Source organism: Salmonella sp. SG203, assembly GCF_013350575.1.
In the GTDB taxonomy this organism is placed as follows: Bacteria; Pseudomonadota; Gammaproteobacteria; order Enterobacterales; family Enterobacteriaceae; genus Salmonella; species Salmonella enterica.
In genome coordinates, this window is record NZ_SNMT01000011.1 from 132,418 (window position 1) to 147,444 (window position 15,027).

General features: G+C 51.7%; 16 protein-coding genes. 9 read left to right on the forward strand and 7 right to left on the reverse strand.

Annotated features, from left to right (window positions below; all coding sequences use genetic code 11):
• Positions 1-34: 34 nt before the first annotated feature.
• Positions 35-616 (forward strand): NAD(P)H-dependent oxidoreductase, encoded by a 582-nt coding sequence (locus HV477_RS16805; protein ID WP_000065416.1) that lies wholly within the window; start codon positions 35-37, stop codon positions 614-616.
• Positions 617-647: 31 nt separating this feature from the next.
• A complete protein-coding gene (locus tag HV477_RS16810) occupies positions 648-962 on the forward strand; it encodes a putative quinol monooxygenase (RefSeq protein ID WP_000958587.1) in 315 nt (104 codons plus the stop codon).
• Between the two features lie 124 nt (positions 963-1,086).
• On the opposite strand, the gene parE is transcribed toward HV477_RS16810, so the two are convergent.
• Genes parE through nudF form a run of 5 tightly spaced genes read right to left on the reverse strand, consistent with a single transcriptional unit; the run spans position 1,087 to position 5,491 of the window.
• Positions 1,087-2,979: a DNA topoisomerase IV subunit B gene (gene parE / locus HV477_RS16815; protein ID WP_000195318.1), complete on the reverse strand. Its 1,893-nt coding sequence runs from the start codon at positions 2,977-2,979 to the stop codon at positions 1,087-1,089.
• Between the two features lie 27 nt (positions 2,980-3,006).
• A complete protein-coding gene (yqiA, locus tag HV477_RS16820) occupies positions 3,007-3,588 on the reverse strand; it encodes an esterase YqiA (protein ID WP_000105725.1) in 582 nt (193 codons plus the stop codon).
• On the reverse strand, positions 3,588-4,415 hold the full coding sequence (gene cpdA / locus HV477_RS16825) for a 3',5'-cyclic-AMP phosphodiesterase (RefSeq protein WP_000444735.1): 828 nt from the start codon (positions 4,413-4,415) through the stop codon (positions 3,588-3,590). Before cpdA ends, yqiA begins: the two co-directional genes overlap by 1 nt.
• Positions 4,416-4,439: 24 nt before the next feature.
• Positions 4,440-4,862: a DUF1249 family protein gene (locus tag HV477_RS16830; protein ID WP_000833404.1), complete on the reverse strand. Its 423-nt coding sequence runs from the start codon at positions 4,860-4,862 to the stop codon at positions 4,440-4,442.
• Positions 4,859-5,491 (reverse strand): ADP-ribose diphosphatase, encoded by a 633-nt coding sequence (gene nudF, locus HV477_RS16835; protein ID WP_001231950.1) that lies wholly within the window; start codon positions 5,489-5,491, stop codon positions 4,859-4,861. Before nudF ends, HV477_RS16830 begins: the two co-directional genes overlap by 4 nt.
• A gap of 200 nt (positions 5,492-5,691) precedes the next feature.
• Between nudF and tolC the strand changes: the two genes are divergently transcribed.
• From tolC to HV477_RS16850, 3 genes are all read left to right on the forward strand, one after another.
• Positions 5,692-7,167: an outer membrane channel protein TolC gene (tolC, locus tag HV477_RS16840; protein WP_001575014.1), complete on the forward strand. Its 1,476-nt coding sequence runs from the start codon at positions 5,692-5,694 to the stop codon at positions 7,165-7,167.
• Positions 7,168-7,379: 212 nt separating this feature from the next.
• Positions 7,380-8,051: a DUF1190 family protein gene (locus tag HV477_RS16845; RefSeq protein ID WP_000831528.1), complete on the forward strand. Its 672-nt coding sequence runs from the start codon at positions 7,380-7,382 to the stop codon at positions 8,049-8,051.
• Between the two features lie 5 nt (positions 8,052-8,056).
• Complete coding sequence (locus HV477_RS16850; RefSeq protein WP_000442833.1) at positions 8,057-9,220, forward strand: glutathionylspermidine synthase family protein; 1,164 nt, start codon at positions 8,057-8,059, stop codon at positions 9,218-9,220.
• A gap of 61 nt (positions 9,221-9,281) precedes the next feature.
• Here the strand turns inward: HV477_RS16850 and ygiD are convergent, their stop codons facing one another.
• Positions 9,282-10,070, reverse strand: coding sequence for a 4,5-DOPA dioxygenase extradiol (gene ygiD, locus HV477_RS16855; protein WP_001536714.1), 789 nt, complete (start codon positions 10,068-10,070; stop codon positions 9,282-9,284).
• A gap of 140 nt (positions 10,071-10,210) precedes the next feature.
• On the opposite strand from ygiD, the gene zupT reads away from it, so the two are divergent.
• Complete coding sequence (gene zupT, locus HV477_RS16860) at positions 10,211-10,984, forward strand: zinc transporter ZupT (protein WP_000115874.1); 774 nt, start codon at positions 10,211-10,213, stop codon at positions 10,982-10,984.
• Between the two features lie 66 nt (positions 10,985-11,050).
• Here the strand turns inward: zupT and HV477_RS28830 are convergent, their stop codons facing one another.
• The gene (locus tag HV477_RS28830) at positions 11,051-11,227 is read right to left on the reverse strand and encodes a hypothetical protein (protein WP_000469259.1); all 177 of its coding nucleotides are present in this window, start codon (positions 11,225-11,227) and stop codon (positions 11,051-11,053) included.
• A gap of 399 nt (positions 11,228-11,626) precedes the next feature.
• Here HV477_RS28830 and HV477_RS16865 point away from each other — a divergent pair, with 399 nt between their 5' ends.
• The 3 genes from HV477_RS16865 to dsbI are packed head-to-tail and all read left to right on the forward strand — an operon-like array spanning position 11,627 to position 14,806.
• Positions 11,627-13,423 carry an aryl-sulfate sulfotransferase gene (locus HV477_RS16865; protein WP_000460259.1) on the forward strand — a complete coding sequence of 599 codons (1,797 nt, stop codon included), beginning with the start codon at positions 11,627-11,629 and terminating at the stop codon, positions 13,421-13,423.
• A 19-nt stretch (positions 13,424-13,442) separates the two neighbouring features.
• Complete coding sequence (locus tag HV477_RS16870) at positions 13,443-14,114, forward strand: thiol:disulfide interchange protein DsbA/DsbL (protein WP_000096232.1); 672 nt, start codon at positions 13,443-13,445, stop codon at positions 14,112-14,114.
• 14 nt (positions 14,115-14,128) lie between these two features.
• A complete protein-coding gene (gene dsbI / locus HV477_RS16875; protein ID WP_000345576.1) occupies positions 14,129-14,806 on the forward strand; it encodes a protein-disulfide oxidoreductase DsbI in 678 nt (225 codons plus the stop codon).
• Positions 14,807-15,027: the final 221 nt, after the last annotated feature.

A 15,027-nucleotide genomic window follows, 5' to 3' on the forward strand; every position in this document is an offset into this window, starting at 1 on the left:
AATCAGCAGCAAACGCATTTCTTGAGGACACAAAATGAGTAACATCCTGATTATCAACGGGGCGAAAAAATTCGCGCACTCCAACGGCCAGTTGAATGACACCCTGACCGAAGTTGCCGATGGGCTGCTGCGCGATCTGGGTCATCAGGTTAAGATCGTCCGCGCCGACAGCGACTATGACATTAAAGAAGAGGTGCAGAATTTCGTCTGGGCTGACGTGGTGATTTGGCAGATGCCAGGCTGGTGGATGGGCGCGCCATGGACAGTAAAAAAATATATGGATGATGTCTTTACCGAAGGTCACGGTACGCTCTATGCCAGCGATGGCCGCACGCGTTCCGATGCCGCTAAAAAGTACGGTTCCGGCGGTCTGGTGCAGGGGAAAAAATATATGCTGTCACTGACGTGGAACGCGCCGATGGAAGCATTTACCGAAAAAGATCAATTTTTCCACGGCGTAGGCGTAGATGGCGTCTATCTGCCATTCCATAAAGCCAACCAGTTCCTGGGCATGGACGCGCTGCCAACGTTTATTGCCAACGACGTGATTAAAATGCCGGATGTTCCGCGCTATACCGCAGAATATCGCAAGCATCTGAGCGAAATTTTTGCTTAACTGGTCATCCTGGAATTAGAAGGAGTTAACCATGCTTACCGTCATTGCCGAAATTCGCACACGTCCGGGCCAACATCACCGTCAGGCCGTCCTCGACCAGTTTGCGAAAATTATTCCAACCGTTCTTAAAGAAGAGGGGTGCCACGGTTACGCGCCGATGGTGGATCATGCCGCGGGCGTGAGTTTTCAGACTCTGGCGCCTGACTCGATCGTGATGATTGAACAGTGGGAAAGCGTTGCGCACCTTGAGGCGCATCTGCAAACCCCGCATATGAAAGCCTACAGCGACGCGGTAAAAGACGATGTGCTGGAAATGAATATTCGTATTCTGGAATCCGGCGTTTAAGTTATTACCCTCGTCTGACGTCGCCCTGATGCGATGCGCAAGTGTCGCCATCAGGCTGCGGCGTCATGTCGGATTCGCTTATCCGGCCTGCGGCATGCAGACCAGATAAAGCGTGCAACAACCGTTACACGTCGAGATCCGCGAGATCGCCTTTTTCCTGTAGCCAGTTGCGTCGATCTTCAGAACGTTTCTTCGCCAGCAGCATATCCATCATCGCGTTAGTACGCTGATCGTCTTCATCGCTAATGGTGAGCTGCACCAGGCGGCGAGTATTTGGATCAAGCGTGGTTTCGCGTAACTGCATCGGGTTCATTTCACCCAGGCCTTTGAAACGCTGTACGTTCGGCTTGCCTTTCTTACGCTTCAGTTGTTCCAGTACGCCCGCCTTCTCTTCTTCCGTCAGCGCGTAATAGACCTCTTTACCCAAATCGATACGGTATAGCGGCGGTAGCGCGACGTAGACATGACCATTCTTCACCAGCGCGCGGAAATGTCTGACAAACAGCGCGCAAAGCAGAGTAGCGATATGCAAACCATCGGAGTCCGCATCCGCCAGGATACAGATCTTGCCGTAGCGCAGCTGACTCAGATCGTCGCTGTCCGGATCGATACCGATCGCCACGGAAATATCATGCACCTCTTGCGAGGCCAGCACTTCATCGGAAGAGACCTCCCAGGTGTTAAGGATCTTACCTTTGAGCGGCATGATCGCCTGATATTCGCGATCGCGCGCCTGCTTGGCGGAACCGCCCGCCGAATCCCCTTCCACAAGGAACAGCTCGGTCCGATTAAGATCCTGCGCGGTACAGTCCGCCAGTTTCCCCGGCAACGCCGGACCGCTGGTGAGCTTTTTGCGCACCACTTTTTTTGCGGCGCGCAGTCGCCGCTGCGCGCTGGCAATCGCCATCTCTGCCAGTTGTTCCGCCGCCTGCACGTTCTGGTTCAGCCACAGGCTGAAGGCATCTTTCACCACGCCGGAAACAAATGCCGCACATTGACGCGACGACAGACGCTCTTTGGTCTGCCCGGCAAATTGCGGGTCCTGCATTTTCACGGAAAGCACATAAGCGCAGCGATCCCAGATATCTTCCGCCGACAGTTTGACGCCGCGCGGCAGAATATTGCGGTATTCGCAAAATTCGCGCATCGCGTCGAGCAACCCTTGACGCAGGCCATTCACGTGAGTGCCGCCCTGCATGGTCGGGATCAGGTTGACGTAGCTTTCCGTCAGTAATTCGCCGCCTTCCGGCAGCCACAATAGCGCCCAGTCAACCGCTTCCGTTTCACCGTTAAAATTACCGATAAACGGCTTTTCCGGCAGCGTCGGCAGGCCGTTTACCGCTTCGCCCAGATAGTCGTTCAGACCATCCTGGTAGCACCAGCGCTGCTCGCTGTTATTCACTTCATCTTTAAAAGTGATTTCCACGCCGGGACACAGCACCGCTTTTGCTTTCAGAACGTGCATTAAGCGAGAGACAGAAAAACGCGGGCTGTCGAAGAAACTTTCGTCCGGCCAGAAATGCACGCTGGTGCCAGTATTACGTTTACCGCAGGTGCCGACAACCTGCAAATCCTGCACTTTTTCGCCGTTTTCAAACGCGATGTTATAGACCTGACCGTCGCGGCGCACGGTCACTTCCACGCGCTTTGACAGGGCATTTACTACCGAAATCCCCACCCCATGCAGACCACCAGAGAACTGATAGTTCTTATTGGAGAATTTACCGCCGGCATGAAGCCGACAGAGGATCAGTTCTACCGCCGGAACCCCCTCTTCCGGATGGATATCCACCGGCATCCCGCGTCCGTCGTCAATCACTTCCAGCGATTGATCGGCATGTAAAATGACATCCACGCGTTTGGCGTGACCTGCCAGTGCTTCATCCACACTATTATCAATCACTTCCTGACCCAAATGGTTGGGGCGGGTCGTATCGGTGTACATCCCCGGGCGGCGGCGTACCGGCTCAAGCCCAGTGAGTACCTCAATGGCATCAGCGTTATAAGTTTGCGTCATGGTTTAATTAGCAATTCGAATTGATTGTCAGCAACTGTGCAGTCCAAGAAAATCGACAATCTGGTTGAAATAATCTTCGAAGCCCGTGAATGCGTGATTACCACCCTCGGTCACTGTCTGACGGCAGGAGGCGTAATATGCCACCGCCTGGCGGTAATCCAGCACTTCATCGCCCGTCTGTTGCAGTAGCCAGATCAGGTCCGGCGCTTCCAGCGGGTCAATCTGCATGACTTTAAGATCATAAATATGGCGAGACTCTAGCACATATTGCTGCCCGGTGTAGGGGTTCTCGTTCTGACCGAGATAGTCGGTCAGTAATTCAAAGGGCCGCACGGCGGGATTCACCACCACAGCCGGCAGCATAAAACATTGCGACAGCCAGGTGGCGTAATAACCACCCAGCGACGATCCTACCAGCCCTAATGGCGCACCGCCATGCTCAAGCACGAGAGATTCCAGCAACTCCGCCGCATCGGCAGGATACGGCGGCAGCTGAGGGACGATCATCTCGACATGCGGATGACGCTCCGCCAGCCAGTTTTTTAGCTGGCACGCTTTTGCCGAGCGAGGGGAACTGTTGAATCCGTGCAAATAGAGAAGCGTAGACATCAGTATCCTTCCGAAGCGGTATCGGGTCGGAACCGGGTATCCTGCAGGCGATGCACTTCCGTCTCCAGGACGCCGTTCGCCCGGAGCTCCAGCGTACGCCAGCCCGGCGCGATAGTATCCAGCGTAAAGTTCGCGCAGTGCGGTTTGAACTGTACGCAGGTTGACGGCGACGCCAGCAGACGGCGACCGTTCCAGTCAAGATCCAGCTCCTGGTGAATATGTCCGCATAACAGATATTTTACACGCGGGAAATTCGCCAGCACGCTATCCAGCTCACCGGCATTACGCAAGCTGTGCTGATCCAACCAACTGCACCCTGCCGGCAACGGATGGTGGTGCAAAAGGAGCAATGTCTGTCTCTCTGGCGCATCGGCGAGCTTACGCTCAAGCCATTCCAGTTGGAACTCGCTCAGTTCGCCATGCGGGACGCCAAACACCTGGCTATCCAGCAACAAAATCTGCCATTGTTCACCGATTAACACGCGTTTAGCCGGGGAAATCCCCGCCTCTTGCAGCGCGCTGTACATTGCCGGCTGAAAATCATGATTGCCCGGTAGCCAAACGCAAGGCGCGCGAAAGCTTGCGATACCCTCAGCAAAATGCTGATAAGCCGCAGCGGATTGATCCTGCGCCAGATCGCCGGTGGCCACGATCAGATCATATTCATACTGTTGCGCCCGAATAGCCTCCAGCACGGCCTGGTAACTTTCCCAGGTATTGACGCCTAACAGCGTTTCATGCTTTTCGGCAAACAGGTGAGTATCTGTAATTTGTAAAATCCTGACTCGGGCCTCACCAGCCAGAGGTAGGGTTAACAGGCTTTCCAAATGGTGTCCTTAGGTTTCACGACGCTAATAAACCGGAATCGCCATCGCTCCATGTGCTAAACAGAATCGTAGCCAGTCGGCCAGAAACTGATTAATTTGATGCTTTTCGTCGCGTTGATGCAACTTTTTATTTGGATAATCATACCGCGCTTTGAAGCGAAAGATCTGCTGGCTTGAACACACTTCAGCCACCATCGCATCATGGTAGAGGCGCACCGTCAGCGACGGCAGGCTCCAGTAGGTGATGGCTGGCGCCGTTTGCTCGATCGTTACAAGCGTAGTGTATCGGGTCGATTCCACAATCGTTAACCGATATTGTACGTTGCCCACCTGATAGCTCACCGTTTCACCGGGGGCGTCATTGCGCGGCAGCAGGCGGCGCAATTGCGAAAAATTGGTTTCGCACAAACGCATCATTTCTGGGAAGTCAGGTGTATAACGCTTCATTTTTTCCACTCGTTTTTTAACTCTTGATGATGCAACTGAAGCCATTGCAAAGCGATGACTGCGGCTGCGTTGTCGATTTTCCCCTCTTCTACCCACTGGTATGCCTGTTCCCGGCTTACCACATGAACCCGAATATCTTCGTTTTCATCCGCCAGACCATGAATACCTGCCGCGGTCGTGGCGTCCACTTCACCCACCAGAATAGATGAGCGCTCGCTGGTTCCTCCTGGGCTCGCCAGGTAACTGATGACCGGTCGGGTGCGGCCTACGGTCAGCCCCGCTTCTTCCATCGCCTCCCGCCGGGCGACCGCCTCAATGGTTTCGCCTTCTTCTATCATGCCGGCGACCATCTCCAGCAGCCACGGCGTAACGCTTGTGTCGTACGCGGCAATACGAATCTGTTCGACCAGCACCACCTCGTCGCGTTCAGGGTCAAAGGGTAGCAAGACGGCGGCGTGCCCGCGCTCAAAAATTTCGCGCTTTACCTCGCCACTCATTTCTCCGTTGAATAAACGATGGCGGAATCGATACACATCCAATGAAAAAAAACCGCGATAGCGCGTTTCCCGTGCAATAATTTCTACATCGCTTTTGGTGAAAGTAACTGGCAAGTTGTCTGATTTACGCATTGTGCTGCCCTGCTAGCAATAATGATTAAATGATGAATTTCAAGGGTGGTTGACTGCTGTTTTATCACCCTTGTGGTAAATTGGTGCCAATTAAGGCTCGTATGGCACGTAACGCCAACTTTTTGCAGTGGCGGATTCTGCTAGAATCAGCAATTATTTTTACAAATTGATCAGCGCTAAATACTGCTTCACAACAAGGAATGCAAATGAAGAAATTGCTCCCCATCCTTATCGGCCTGAGCCTGTCGGGGTTCAGCACACTAAGCCAGGCAGAGAACCTGATGCAAGTTTATCAGCAAGCACGCCTGAGCAACCCGGAATTGCGTAAATCCGCTGCCGATCGCGATGCTGCATTCGAAAAAATTAACGAAGCGCGTAGTCCTTTACTGCCGCAACTGGGTTTAGGTGCCGACTACACCTACAGCAACGGTTATCGCGATGCGAACGGTATCAACTCCAATGAAACCAGCGCTTCTCTGCAATTAACGCAGACGCTATTTGATATGTCGAAATGGCGTGGGCTCACCCTGCAAGAAAAAGCAGCAGGCATTCAGGATGTCACCTATCAGACCGATCAGCAGACGCTGATCCTCAATACCGCGAACGCGTATTTTAAGGTATTGAACGCTATTGATGTGCTTTCCTATACCCAGGCGCAAAAAGAGGCTATCTACCGTCAGTTAGATCAAACGACGCAACGTTTTAACGTGGGTCTGGTCGCCATTACCGACGTGCAAAACGCCCGTGCGCAATATGATACCGTACTGGCGAATGAAGTGACCGCCCGCAACAACCTGGATAACGCGGTAGAAGAGTTGCGCCAGGTGACCGGCAATTATTACCCGGAGCTGGCGTCGCTTAACGTCGAGCATTTTAAAACCGACAAACCCAAAGCTGTTAATGCGCTGCTGAAGGAAGCGGAAAACCGTAACCTGTCGCTGTTGCAGGCGCGTTTAAGTCAGGATCTGGCGCGCGAGCAAATCCGTCAGGCGCAGGATGGCCATCTGCCGACGCTGAATTTAACGGCCTCAACCGGCATTTCTGATACCTCTTATAGCGGTTCTAAAACCAACGCCGCCCAGTACGACGATAGCAACATGGGGCAGAATAAAATCGGCCTGAACTTCTCCCTGCCGCTGTATCAAGGCGGGATGGTTAACTCGCAGGTAAAACAGGCGCAGTATAACTTCGTCGGCGCAAGCGAACAGCTGGAAAGCGCGCACCGTAGCGTGGTGCAGACCGTACGTTCTTCCTTTAACAATATTAACGCCTCCATCAGCAGCATCAACGCGTATAAACAGGCAGTCGTTTCCGCGCAAAGTTCTTTGGATGCAATGGAAGCCGGTTACTCGGTCGGTACACGTACCATTGTTGACGTACTGGATGCCACCACCACTCTGTATGATGCCAAGCAGCAACTGGCCAACGCGCGTTATACCTATTTGATTAATCAGTTAAATATCAAATATGCGCTCGGTACGCTGAACGAGCAGGATCTGCTCGCGCTTAACAGTACGTTGGGTAAACCTATCCCGACGTCGCCGGAAAGCGTAGCGCCGGAAACGCCAGATCAGGATGCTGCCGCAGACGGTTATAATGCCCATAGCGCCGCGCCGGCAGTACAGCCGACCGCCGCTCGCGCCAACAGCAATAACGGCAATCCATTCCGGCATTGATAAGTTATTCGCTGGCGCTGTGCTTATCAGACCTGTGCCCTTGTAGGTCTGGTAAGCGCGGCGCTACCTGTCATAAAGCCGCACCTGAACGTAAGACAACGTAAAGATCCTGCTATTCCGCCGCATTCTCGCCTTTTCTCGCTTCAATTTCGACCAGTCATCCTCTATTCTGAAGGCATGTTGTATTTACCACTGGGTCCTGGAAGACAAATATGAAACGGACAAAATCCATCCATCACGCATCATTTCGCAAAAGCTGGAGCGCGCGGCATTTAACGCCGGTCGCCCTGGCGGTTACGGCTGTTTTTATGCTGGCTGGCTGTGAAAAAAGCGATGAAACCGTATCGCTGTATCAAAACGCTGATGACTGTTCAGCGGCGAATCCGGGCAAAAGCGCGGAGTGTACAACCGCGTATAACAATGCGCTGAAAGAGGCCGAACGTACTGCGCCTAAGTACGCTACACGCGAAGATTGCGTCGCTGAGTTTGGCGAAGGTCAGTGCCAGCAAGCGCCCGCACAGGCTGGCATGGCACCGGAAAATCAGGCGCAGGCCCAACAATCCAGCGGCAGTTTCTGGATGCCGCTTATGGCAGGTTACATGATGGGGCGTCTGATGGGCGGCGGCGCAGGCTTTGCGCAACAGCCGCTGTTTAGCTCGAAAAACCCGGCCAGCCCTGCATACGGCAAATATACCGATGCGGCAGGTAAAAACTACGGCGCGGCGCAACCGGGCCGGACAATGACCGTACCGAAAACCGCGATGGCGCCGAAACCTGCCACCACAACAACCGTTACCCGCGGCGGTTTTGGCGAATCCGTCGCCAAACAGAGCACCATGCAGCGTAGCGCTGCCGGTACTTCAACACGTTCGATGGGCGGCTGATACGCATGGAAAGAGTCAGTATTACCGAGCGCCCGGACTGGCGCGATAAAGCGACTGAATACGGGTTTAATTTTCACACTATGTATGGTGAACCGTACTGGTGTGAAGACGCTTATTACAAGTTAACGCTCGCCCAGGTGGAAAAACTGGAAGACGTTACCGCCGAGCTGCACCAGATGTGCCTCAAGGTAGTAGAACGCGTCATCGCCAGCGATGAGCTGATGACGAAGTTTCGTATTCCAAAACATACCTGGGGTTTTGTTCGCCAGTCCTGGCAAACGCAACAACCGTCGCTCTATTCCCGCCTCGATTTGGCCTGGGACGGCATCGGCGAGCCTAAGCTGCTCGAAAATAATGCCGACACGCCAACATCGCTGTATGAAGCGGCGTTTTTTCAGTGGATTTGGCTGGAAGATCAGATCAACGCGGGCAATCTGCCGGAAGGCAGCGATCAGTTTAATAGCCTGCAGGAAAAGCTGATTGAACGCTTTGCTGAACTTCGCGAGCAGTACGGTTTTCAGTTGCTGCATCTCACCTGCTGTCGCGATACGGTTGAGGATCGCGGCACCATTCAGTATTTACAGGACTGCGCGGCCGAAGCGGAAATCGCCACCGAATTTCTCTATATCGACGATATTGGTCTGGGGGAAAAAGGCCAATTTACGGATCTGCAGGATCAGGTCATTGCGAACCTGTTCAAGCTCTATCCGTGGGAATTTATGCTGCGCGAGATGTTTTCCACCAAGCTGGAAGATGCCGGCGTGCGCTGGCTGGAACCGGCCTGGAAAAGCATTATCTCCAATAAAGCGTTGTTGCCGCTGTTGTGGGAGATGTTCCCGGACCATCCGAATCTGTTACCTGCGTATTTCGCCGAAGACGAACATCCGCCAATGGATAAATATGTCGTGAAACCGATCTTCTCCCGCGAAGGGGCGAACGTATCGATTATTGAGAACGGTAAAACGATCGAATCCGTGGAAGGCCCGTATGGCGAAGAGGGTATGATCGTGCAACAGTTCTATCCGCTGCCAAAATTCGGCGACAGTTACACCCTGATTGGTAGCTGGCTGATTAACGATCAGCCCGCCGGAATTGGTATCCGTGAAGATCGGGCGCTGATCACCCAGGATCTCTCCCGCTTCTATCCGCATATTTTTGTCGAAGGATAGATTCTCCTGTAAGCCCGATGCGCGTAGCGCCATCGGGCAATCATTCAGCGCCTTATCCGGCCTACCCCACCTGCACCGACAACATACTTATACTGCCCATCTCAATACCGTCGACCGGGATGGTGATAGGTTCCTTGCCGTCCCAGGCGCCAAGTATATACAGCAAAGGTAAAAAGTGCTCCGGCGTCGGGTTCGATAAGGCCCCCCCTTCATGTTGCAGATAATTCACCAGCGGATGCTGTTCTACCGGCCCCTGCCACGTCAGATTGGCTTTCACAAAGTCATTAAATGACGCCGCCCAGGGATACGGTATATTGTCACCGTGCCAACGCACAGTCCGCAGGTTATGAACCACATTCCCACTGGCCACCAGCATCACGCCTTCGTCACGCAGCGTCGCCAGTTTACGGCCCAACTCAAAATGCCATGCCGCCGGTTTGGTACTATCAACACTAAGCTGCACCATCGGGATATCCGCATTCGGGTACATCTTGATCAATACGCCCCAGGAGCCGTGATCAAATCCCCACGCTTCTTTATCGAGCGAGACGGGAACGGGAGCCAACAGTTCAACCAGACGCTGCGCCAGCGCAGGCGATCCAGGGGCCGGATAATGCGTGTCATACAGCGCCTGCGGAAAACCGCCAAAATCATGGAGAGTTTGCGGCCTTTCCATCGCTGTGACGCCAGTCCCGCGGGTATACCAGTGCGCCGACACCACCACTATCGCCTGTGGTCGAGGCAGGGCTTCCCCCAATCGCCGCCAGGCGCGGGTATAATCGTTATCGTCCAGCACGTTCATCGGGCTGCCATGCCCCAAAAACAATGCTGGCATACACGTTAAAGACATGATGTTATCCTTACAGGAAAGACATTTTGTTAACATCACCATACGCTTTCTTCACAGAGGAAGAACTCAGATAACTATGATGAAGATTATCAGTTATTTTGAAGGTCAGGTTCGGACGGCAAATTGATAAGGAGTAATGGATGTCAGTACCACTTATTCTGACCTTACTGGCGGGCGCCGCCACCTTTATTGGCGCGTTTCTTGGCGTTCTCGGCCAAAAACCGTCTAACCGCGTGCTGGCTTTTTCGCTGGGCTTCGCCGCAGGGATCATGCTGCTTATCTCGCTGATGGAGATGCTGCCCGCCGCGCTTGATACCGAGGGGATGTCGCCTGTACTGGGCTACGGAATGTTTATTATCGGCCTGTTGGGCTACTTCGGGCTGGACCGCCTGCTTCCTCACGCTCATCCGCAGGATCTGGTGCAAAAAAGGCAGCAGCCGCTTCCCGGCTCGATAAAACGCACTGCGATTTTATTGACGCTCGGCATTAGCCTGCACAACTTTCCGGAAGGGATCGCCACCTTTGTCACTGCCAGCAGCAATCTTGAACTGGGTTTCGGCATCGCACTGGCGGTGGCGTTGCACAATATTCCTGAAGGTCTGGCGGTTGCCGGCCCGGTTTATGCCGCGACGGGCTCAAAACGTACCGCAATTTTTTGGGCCGGTATCTCCGGCATGGCGGAAATTCTTGGCGGCGTACTGGCGTGGCTGATTTTGGGCAGCCTGGTTTCACCGATCGTTATGGCGGCTATCATGGCGGCAGTCGCCGGCATTATGGTGGCGCTCTCCGTCGATGAACTGATGCCGCTGGCAAAAGAGATCGATCCTAACAATAACCCCAGCTATGGCGTGCTTTGCGGTATGTCCATCATGGGGCTCAGTCTCGTCATTTTGCAGACGATAGGTATCGGTTAAGAGAAACGTCGCGCCGGATGCAGGCCTTTAGCCAGGCAACATCCGGCTGCCCGTCAAGGATATGCGCTATTTCTGCTCATTCATCACGCTGTCGCCTTCGCTCGTCTGGCGAAAACGTTTCGTTCGCGCTTCAAGTAATGCATCTCTGTCTTGCCGAAACGCTCTGCAATAACGCTTCATATGGCAAATATACCCTACTACCACCAGAACGATTAATATTATCCAATACCAGGCAATAAACATCCTTTTTACCCTTAAAATTTAACATCACTAAACATTTAACGTTAAAATTTTACATACCCTTATTTTGACGTATTCATATACTGGCATATTTGTGGAACAAATAAATGATTTTGATCATATAAATCAGTGGTGAAACCCAATAATAAAAGAGGTATTAAGCAGAAAACAATGTCGATAAGATCACACTTCGTACTAATTTATATTGTTCTTGAAATATCACCCTCCTACTATCGACGCATTAAGGCAATTAAAAAATATTGATGCAGAGTATATTTTAAAATAAGCGATAGCATCATGACTTATATTTAAAGACCAATCATTTACCTCATTTATCATTCATAAAAACATAGTATATTCAGAAGTATTATATTTAGAAGTTGTATATAAGGAGATATATCCATGTTTGACCAATACCGGAAAACAATACTTGCCGGCGCCGTCGCACTGACATGCGGACTCACCGCAGCCAGTACGTTTGCCGCAGGTTTTCAACCGGCACAGCCCGCAGGGAAATTAGGCGCAGTCGTTGTCGATCCTTACGGTAATGCCCCTCTCACCGCACTGGTGGAATTAGATAGCCATATTATTTCAGACGTTAAAGTTACTGTACATGGCAAAGGGGAAAAAGGCGTTCCCGTTACTTATACCGTTGGGAAAGAGTCTTTAGAAACCTATGACGGTATTCCTATTTTTGGCCTTTATCAGAAATTTGCCAACAACGTCACGGTAGAATATAAAGAAAACGGCAAAGCCATGAAGGATGACTATGTGGTGCAGACGTCCGCCATCGTCAACCATTATATGGATAACCGTTCTATTTCAGATCTCCAGCAAACGAAAGTTATTAAAGTTGCGCCAGGATTTGAAGATCGCCTTTATCTGGTAAATACCCATACCTTTACGCCGCAGGGCGCTGAATTTCACTGGCACGGCGAAAAAGATAAAAATGCGGGCATTCTTGATGCCGGTCCGGCGGGCGGTGCTTTGCCTTTCGATATCGCCCCTTATACGTTTGTGGTCGACACCCAGGGTGAATACCGCTGGTGGCTGGATCAAGATACCTTCTACGACGGCCACGATATGAATATCAACAAACGTGGCTACCTGATGGGGATTCGTGAAACGCCTCGCGGCACCTTTACCGCGGTGCAGGGCCAACACTGGTACGAGTTTGACATGATGGGGCAAATTCTTGCCGATCACAAACTGCCGCGCGGGTTCCTGGATGCGTCTCATGAATCCATCGAAACCGTGAACGGCACCGTACTGCTGCGCGTCGGCAAACGCGATTACCGCAAAGAAGACGGCATACATGTTCATACGATTCGTGACCAAATCATTGAGGTCGATAAGTCTGGCCGCGTAGTAGACGTTTGGGATTTAACCAAAATCCTCGACCCAATGCGTGATGCGCTGCTCGGCGCGCTGGATGCGGGCGCAGTATGCGTGAACGTCGATCTGGCCCATGCCGGACAGCAGGCGAAACTCGAACCGGATACGCCGTATGGCGATGCGCTTGGCGTTGGTGCCGGTCGTAACTGGGCGCACGTCAACTCTATCGCTTATGACGCGAAAGACGACTCCATCATCCTTTCTTCCCGCCATCAGGGTATTGTAAAAATTGGTCGCGATAAGCAGGTGAAATGGATACTGGCGCCGTCTAAAGGCTGGAATAAGCAGCTAGCCAGTAAATTGCTGAAACCGGTAGACGATCATGGTAAGCCGTTGACCTGTGACGAAAACGGCAAGTGTAAGGACACCGATTTCGATTTCACCTATACCCAACATACGGCATGGCTTTCCAGCAAAGGCACGTTAACGGTCTTTGATAACGGCGATGGTCGCGGCCTGGAGCAACCGGCTCTACCGACCATGAAATATTCCCGTTTTGTCGAATATAAGATCGATGAGAAGAAAGGCACCGTACAACAAGTTTGGGAATACGGTAAAGAACGTGGATATGATTTCTATAGCCCTATTACCTCGGTTGTTGAATATCAAAAAGACCGCGACACCATGTTCGGCTTTGGCGGTTCTATTAACCTGTTCGACGTTGGTAAACCAACAGTCGGCAAACTGAATGAGATTGACTATAAAACGAAAGAAGTGAAAGTTGAAATTGATGTGCTGTCGGATAAACCCAACCAGACTCACTATCGTGCGTTACTGGTTCATCCAACACAAATGTTTAAATAAATAACGGGAAGGAATTAATATGTCATCTAAATGGATTACCTCTTTATTTAAAAGCGTAGTATTAACCGCGGCATTGGTCACTCCTTTTGCGGCATCGGCTTTTACCGAGGGCACAGATTATATGGTTCTGGAGAAACCAATTCCTAATGCGGATAAAACGCTGATTAAGGTATTTAGCTACGCCTGCCCTTTCTGCTACAAATATGACAAAGCCGTAACAGGTCCGGTTTCTGATAAAGTCGCCGATCTCGTTACGTTCACCCCGTTCCACCTGGAAACAAAAGGCGAATATGGCAAACAGGCCAGCGAAGTATTTGCAGTCCTGATCGCCAAAGATAAAGCTGCCGGGATTTCGTTATTTGATGCTAAATCACAATTCAAAAAAGCGAAGTTCGCCTGGTATACGGCTTACCATGATAAGAAAGAGCGCTGGTCAGATGGGAAAGATCCGGCGGCATTTATTAAAACCGGGCTGGACGCCGCAGGCATGAGCCAGGCTGATTTTGAAGCGGCGCTGAAAGATCCTGCCGTTCAGGAGACTCTGGAAAAATGGAAAGCAGCCTATGACGTTGCCAAAATTCAGGGTGTTCCGGCTTACGTCGTCAACGGCAAGTACCTTATCTACACCAAAAACATCAAATCCATCGATTCTATGGCTGAACTCGTTCGGGAACTGGCCACTAAAAAATAAGCAGGGAAACGATTATGGATTTTATTAAGGGATTATGGCGAGACCTACGCGCAAGACCAGTGGATACGCTGGTGAGATGGCAGGAACAGCGCTTTCTGTGGCTGTTAATGGCCATCGCGATGGGAGGATTAATTATCCTGGCGCACTCGTTCTTCCAAATCTACCTCTACATGGCGCCGTGCGAGCAGTGTGTTTACATCCGTTACGCGATGTTTGTGATGGTAATTGGCGGGGTGATTGCGGCGATAAATCCCAAAAATATTGTGCTGAAGCTGATTGGCTGCATCGCGGCGTTTTATGGCAGCATTATGGGCATTAAGTTTTCTATTAAGCTTAATGGTATCCATCATGCGGTACATAATGCGGACCCCGATTCACTTTTTGGCGTGCAAGGATGTTCGACTGACCCGACCTTTCCTTTCAACTTACCGTTGGCGGAATGGGCGCCGGAGTGGTTTAAACCTACCGGAGACTGCGGCTATGACGCGCCTATCGTCCCTGATGGCGTGACGCTCAGTAGCGTACAGCAGTGGTTTGTCGATCTCTACCAGCAGTCCGAAGGCTGGTATCTGCTTCCGCCCTGGCACTTTATGAACATGGCGCAGGCATGTATGTTGGCCTTTGGGTTGTGCCTGATTCTGCTGCTGGTGATGAGCGGCGCCTGGGCATTGAAACTGGCCAGAGGCAAATAACCTGAATAGATAAACCAAAGCAGAGGTCTGCATTCAGGCCTCTGCTTTTCTCACAATAATTTTACCATTCAGCTTATTCGTCGTTCTTTGAAACTATATGGCACCGAAGGTGACTAGTCCTGATATAGGTTGACAGTTTTTTGTCTGTAAAACGCCTGATGAACATCATCGGGCGTTTTGTATTTCAGGGCCAGGTGTGGCCGTTCATGGTTATAAATTGC

Coding starts and splice junctions, on each gene's coding strand:
- HV477_RS16805 (WP_000065416.1), top strand. CDS start 35: ATGAGTAACATCCTGATTATCAACGGGGCGAAAAAATTCGCGCACTCC.
- HV477_RS16810 (WP_000958587.1), top strand. CDS start 648: ATGCTTACCGTCATTGCCGAAATTCGCACACGTCCGGGCCAACATCAC.
- parE (WP_000195318.1), bottom strand. CDS start 2,979: ATGACGCAAACTTATAACGCTGATGCCATTGAGGTACTCACTGGGCTT.
- yqiA (WP_000105725.1), bottom strand. CDS start 3,588: ATGTCTACGCTTCTCTATTTGCACGGATTCAACAGTTCCCCTCGCTCG.
- HV477_RS16830 (WP_000833404.1), bottom strand. CDS start 4,862: ATGAAGCGTTATACACCTGACTTCCCAGAAATGATGCGTTTGTGCGAA.
- nudF (WP_001231950.1), bottom strand. CDS start 5,491: ATGCGTAAATCAGACAACTTGCCAGTTACTTTCACCAAAAGCGATGTA.
- tolC (WP_001575014.1), top strand. CDS start 5,692: ATGCAAATGAAGAAATTGCTCCCCATCCTTATCGGCCTGAGCCTGTCG.
- HV477_RS16845 (WP_000831528.1), top strand. CDS start 7,380: ATGAAACGGACAAAATCCATCCATCACGCATCATTTCGCAAAAGCTGG.
- HV477_RS16850 (WP_000442833.1), top strand. CDS start 8,057: ATGGAAAGAGTCAGTATTACCGAGCGCCCGGACTGGCGCGATAAAGCG.
- ygiD (WP_001536714.1), bottom strand. CDS start 10,070: ATGTCTTTAACGTGTATGCCAGCATTGTTTTTGGGGCATGGCAGCCCG.
- zupT (WP_000115874.1), top strand. CDS start 10,211: ATGTCAGTACCACTTATTCTGACCTTACTGGCGGGCGCCGCCACCTTT.
- HV477_RS28830 (WP_000469259.1), bottom strand. CDS start 11,227: ATGTTTATTGCCTGGTATTGGATAATATTAATCGTTCTGGTGGTAGTA.
- HV477_RS16865 (WP_000460259.1), top strand. CDS start 11,627: ATGTTTGACCAATACCGGAAAACAATACTTGCCGGCGCCGTCGCACTG.
- HV477_RS16870 (WP_000096232.1), top strand. CDS start 13,443: ATGTCATCTAAATGGATTACCTCTTTATTTAAAAGCGTAGTATTAACC.
- dsbI (WP_000345576.1), top strand. CDS start 14,129: ATGGATTTTATTAAGGGATTATGGCGAGACCTACGCGCAAGACCAGTG.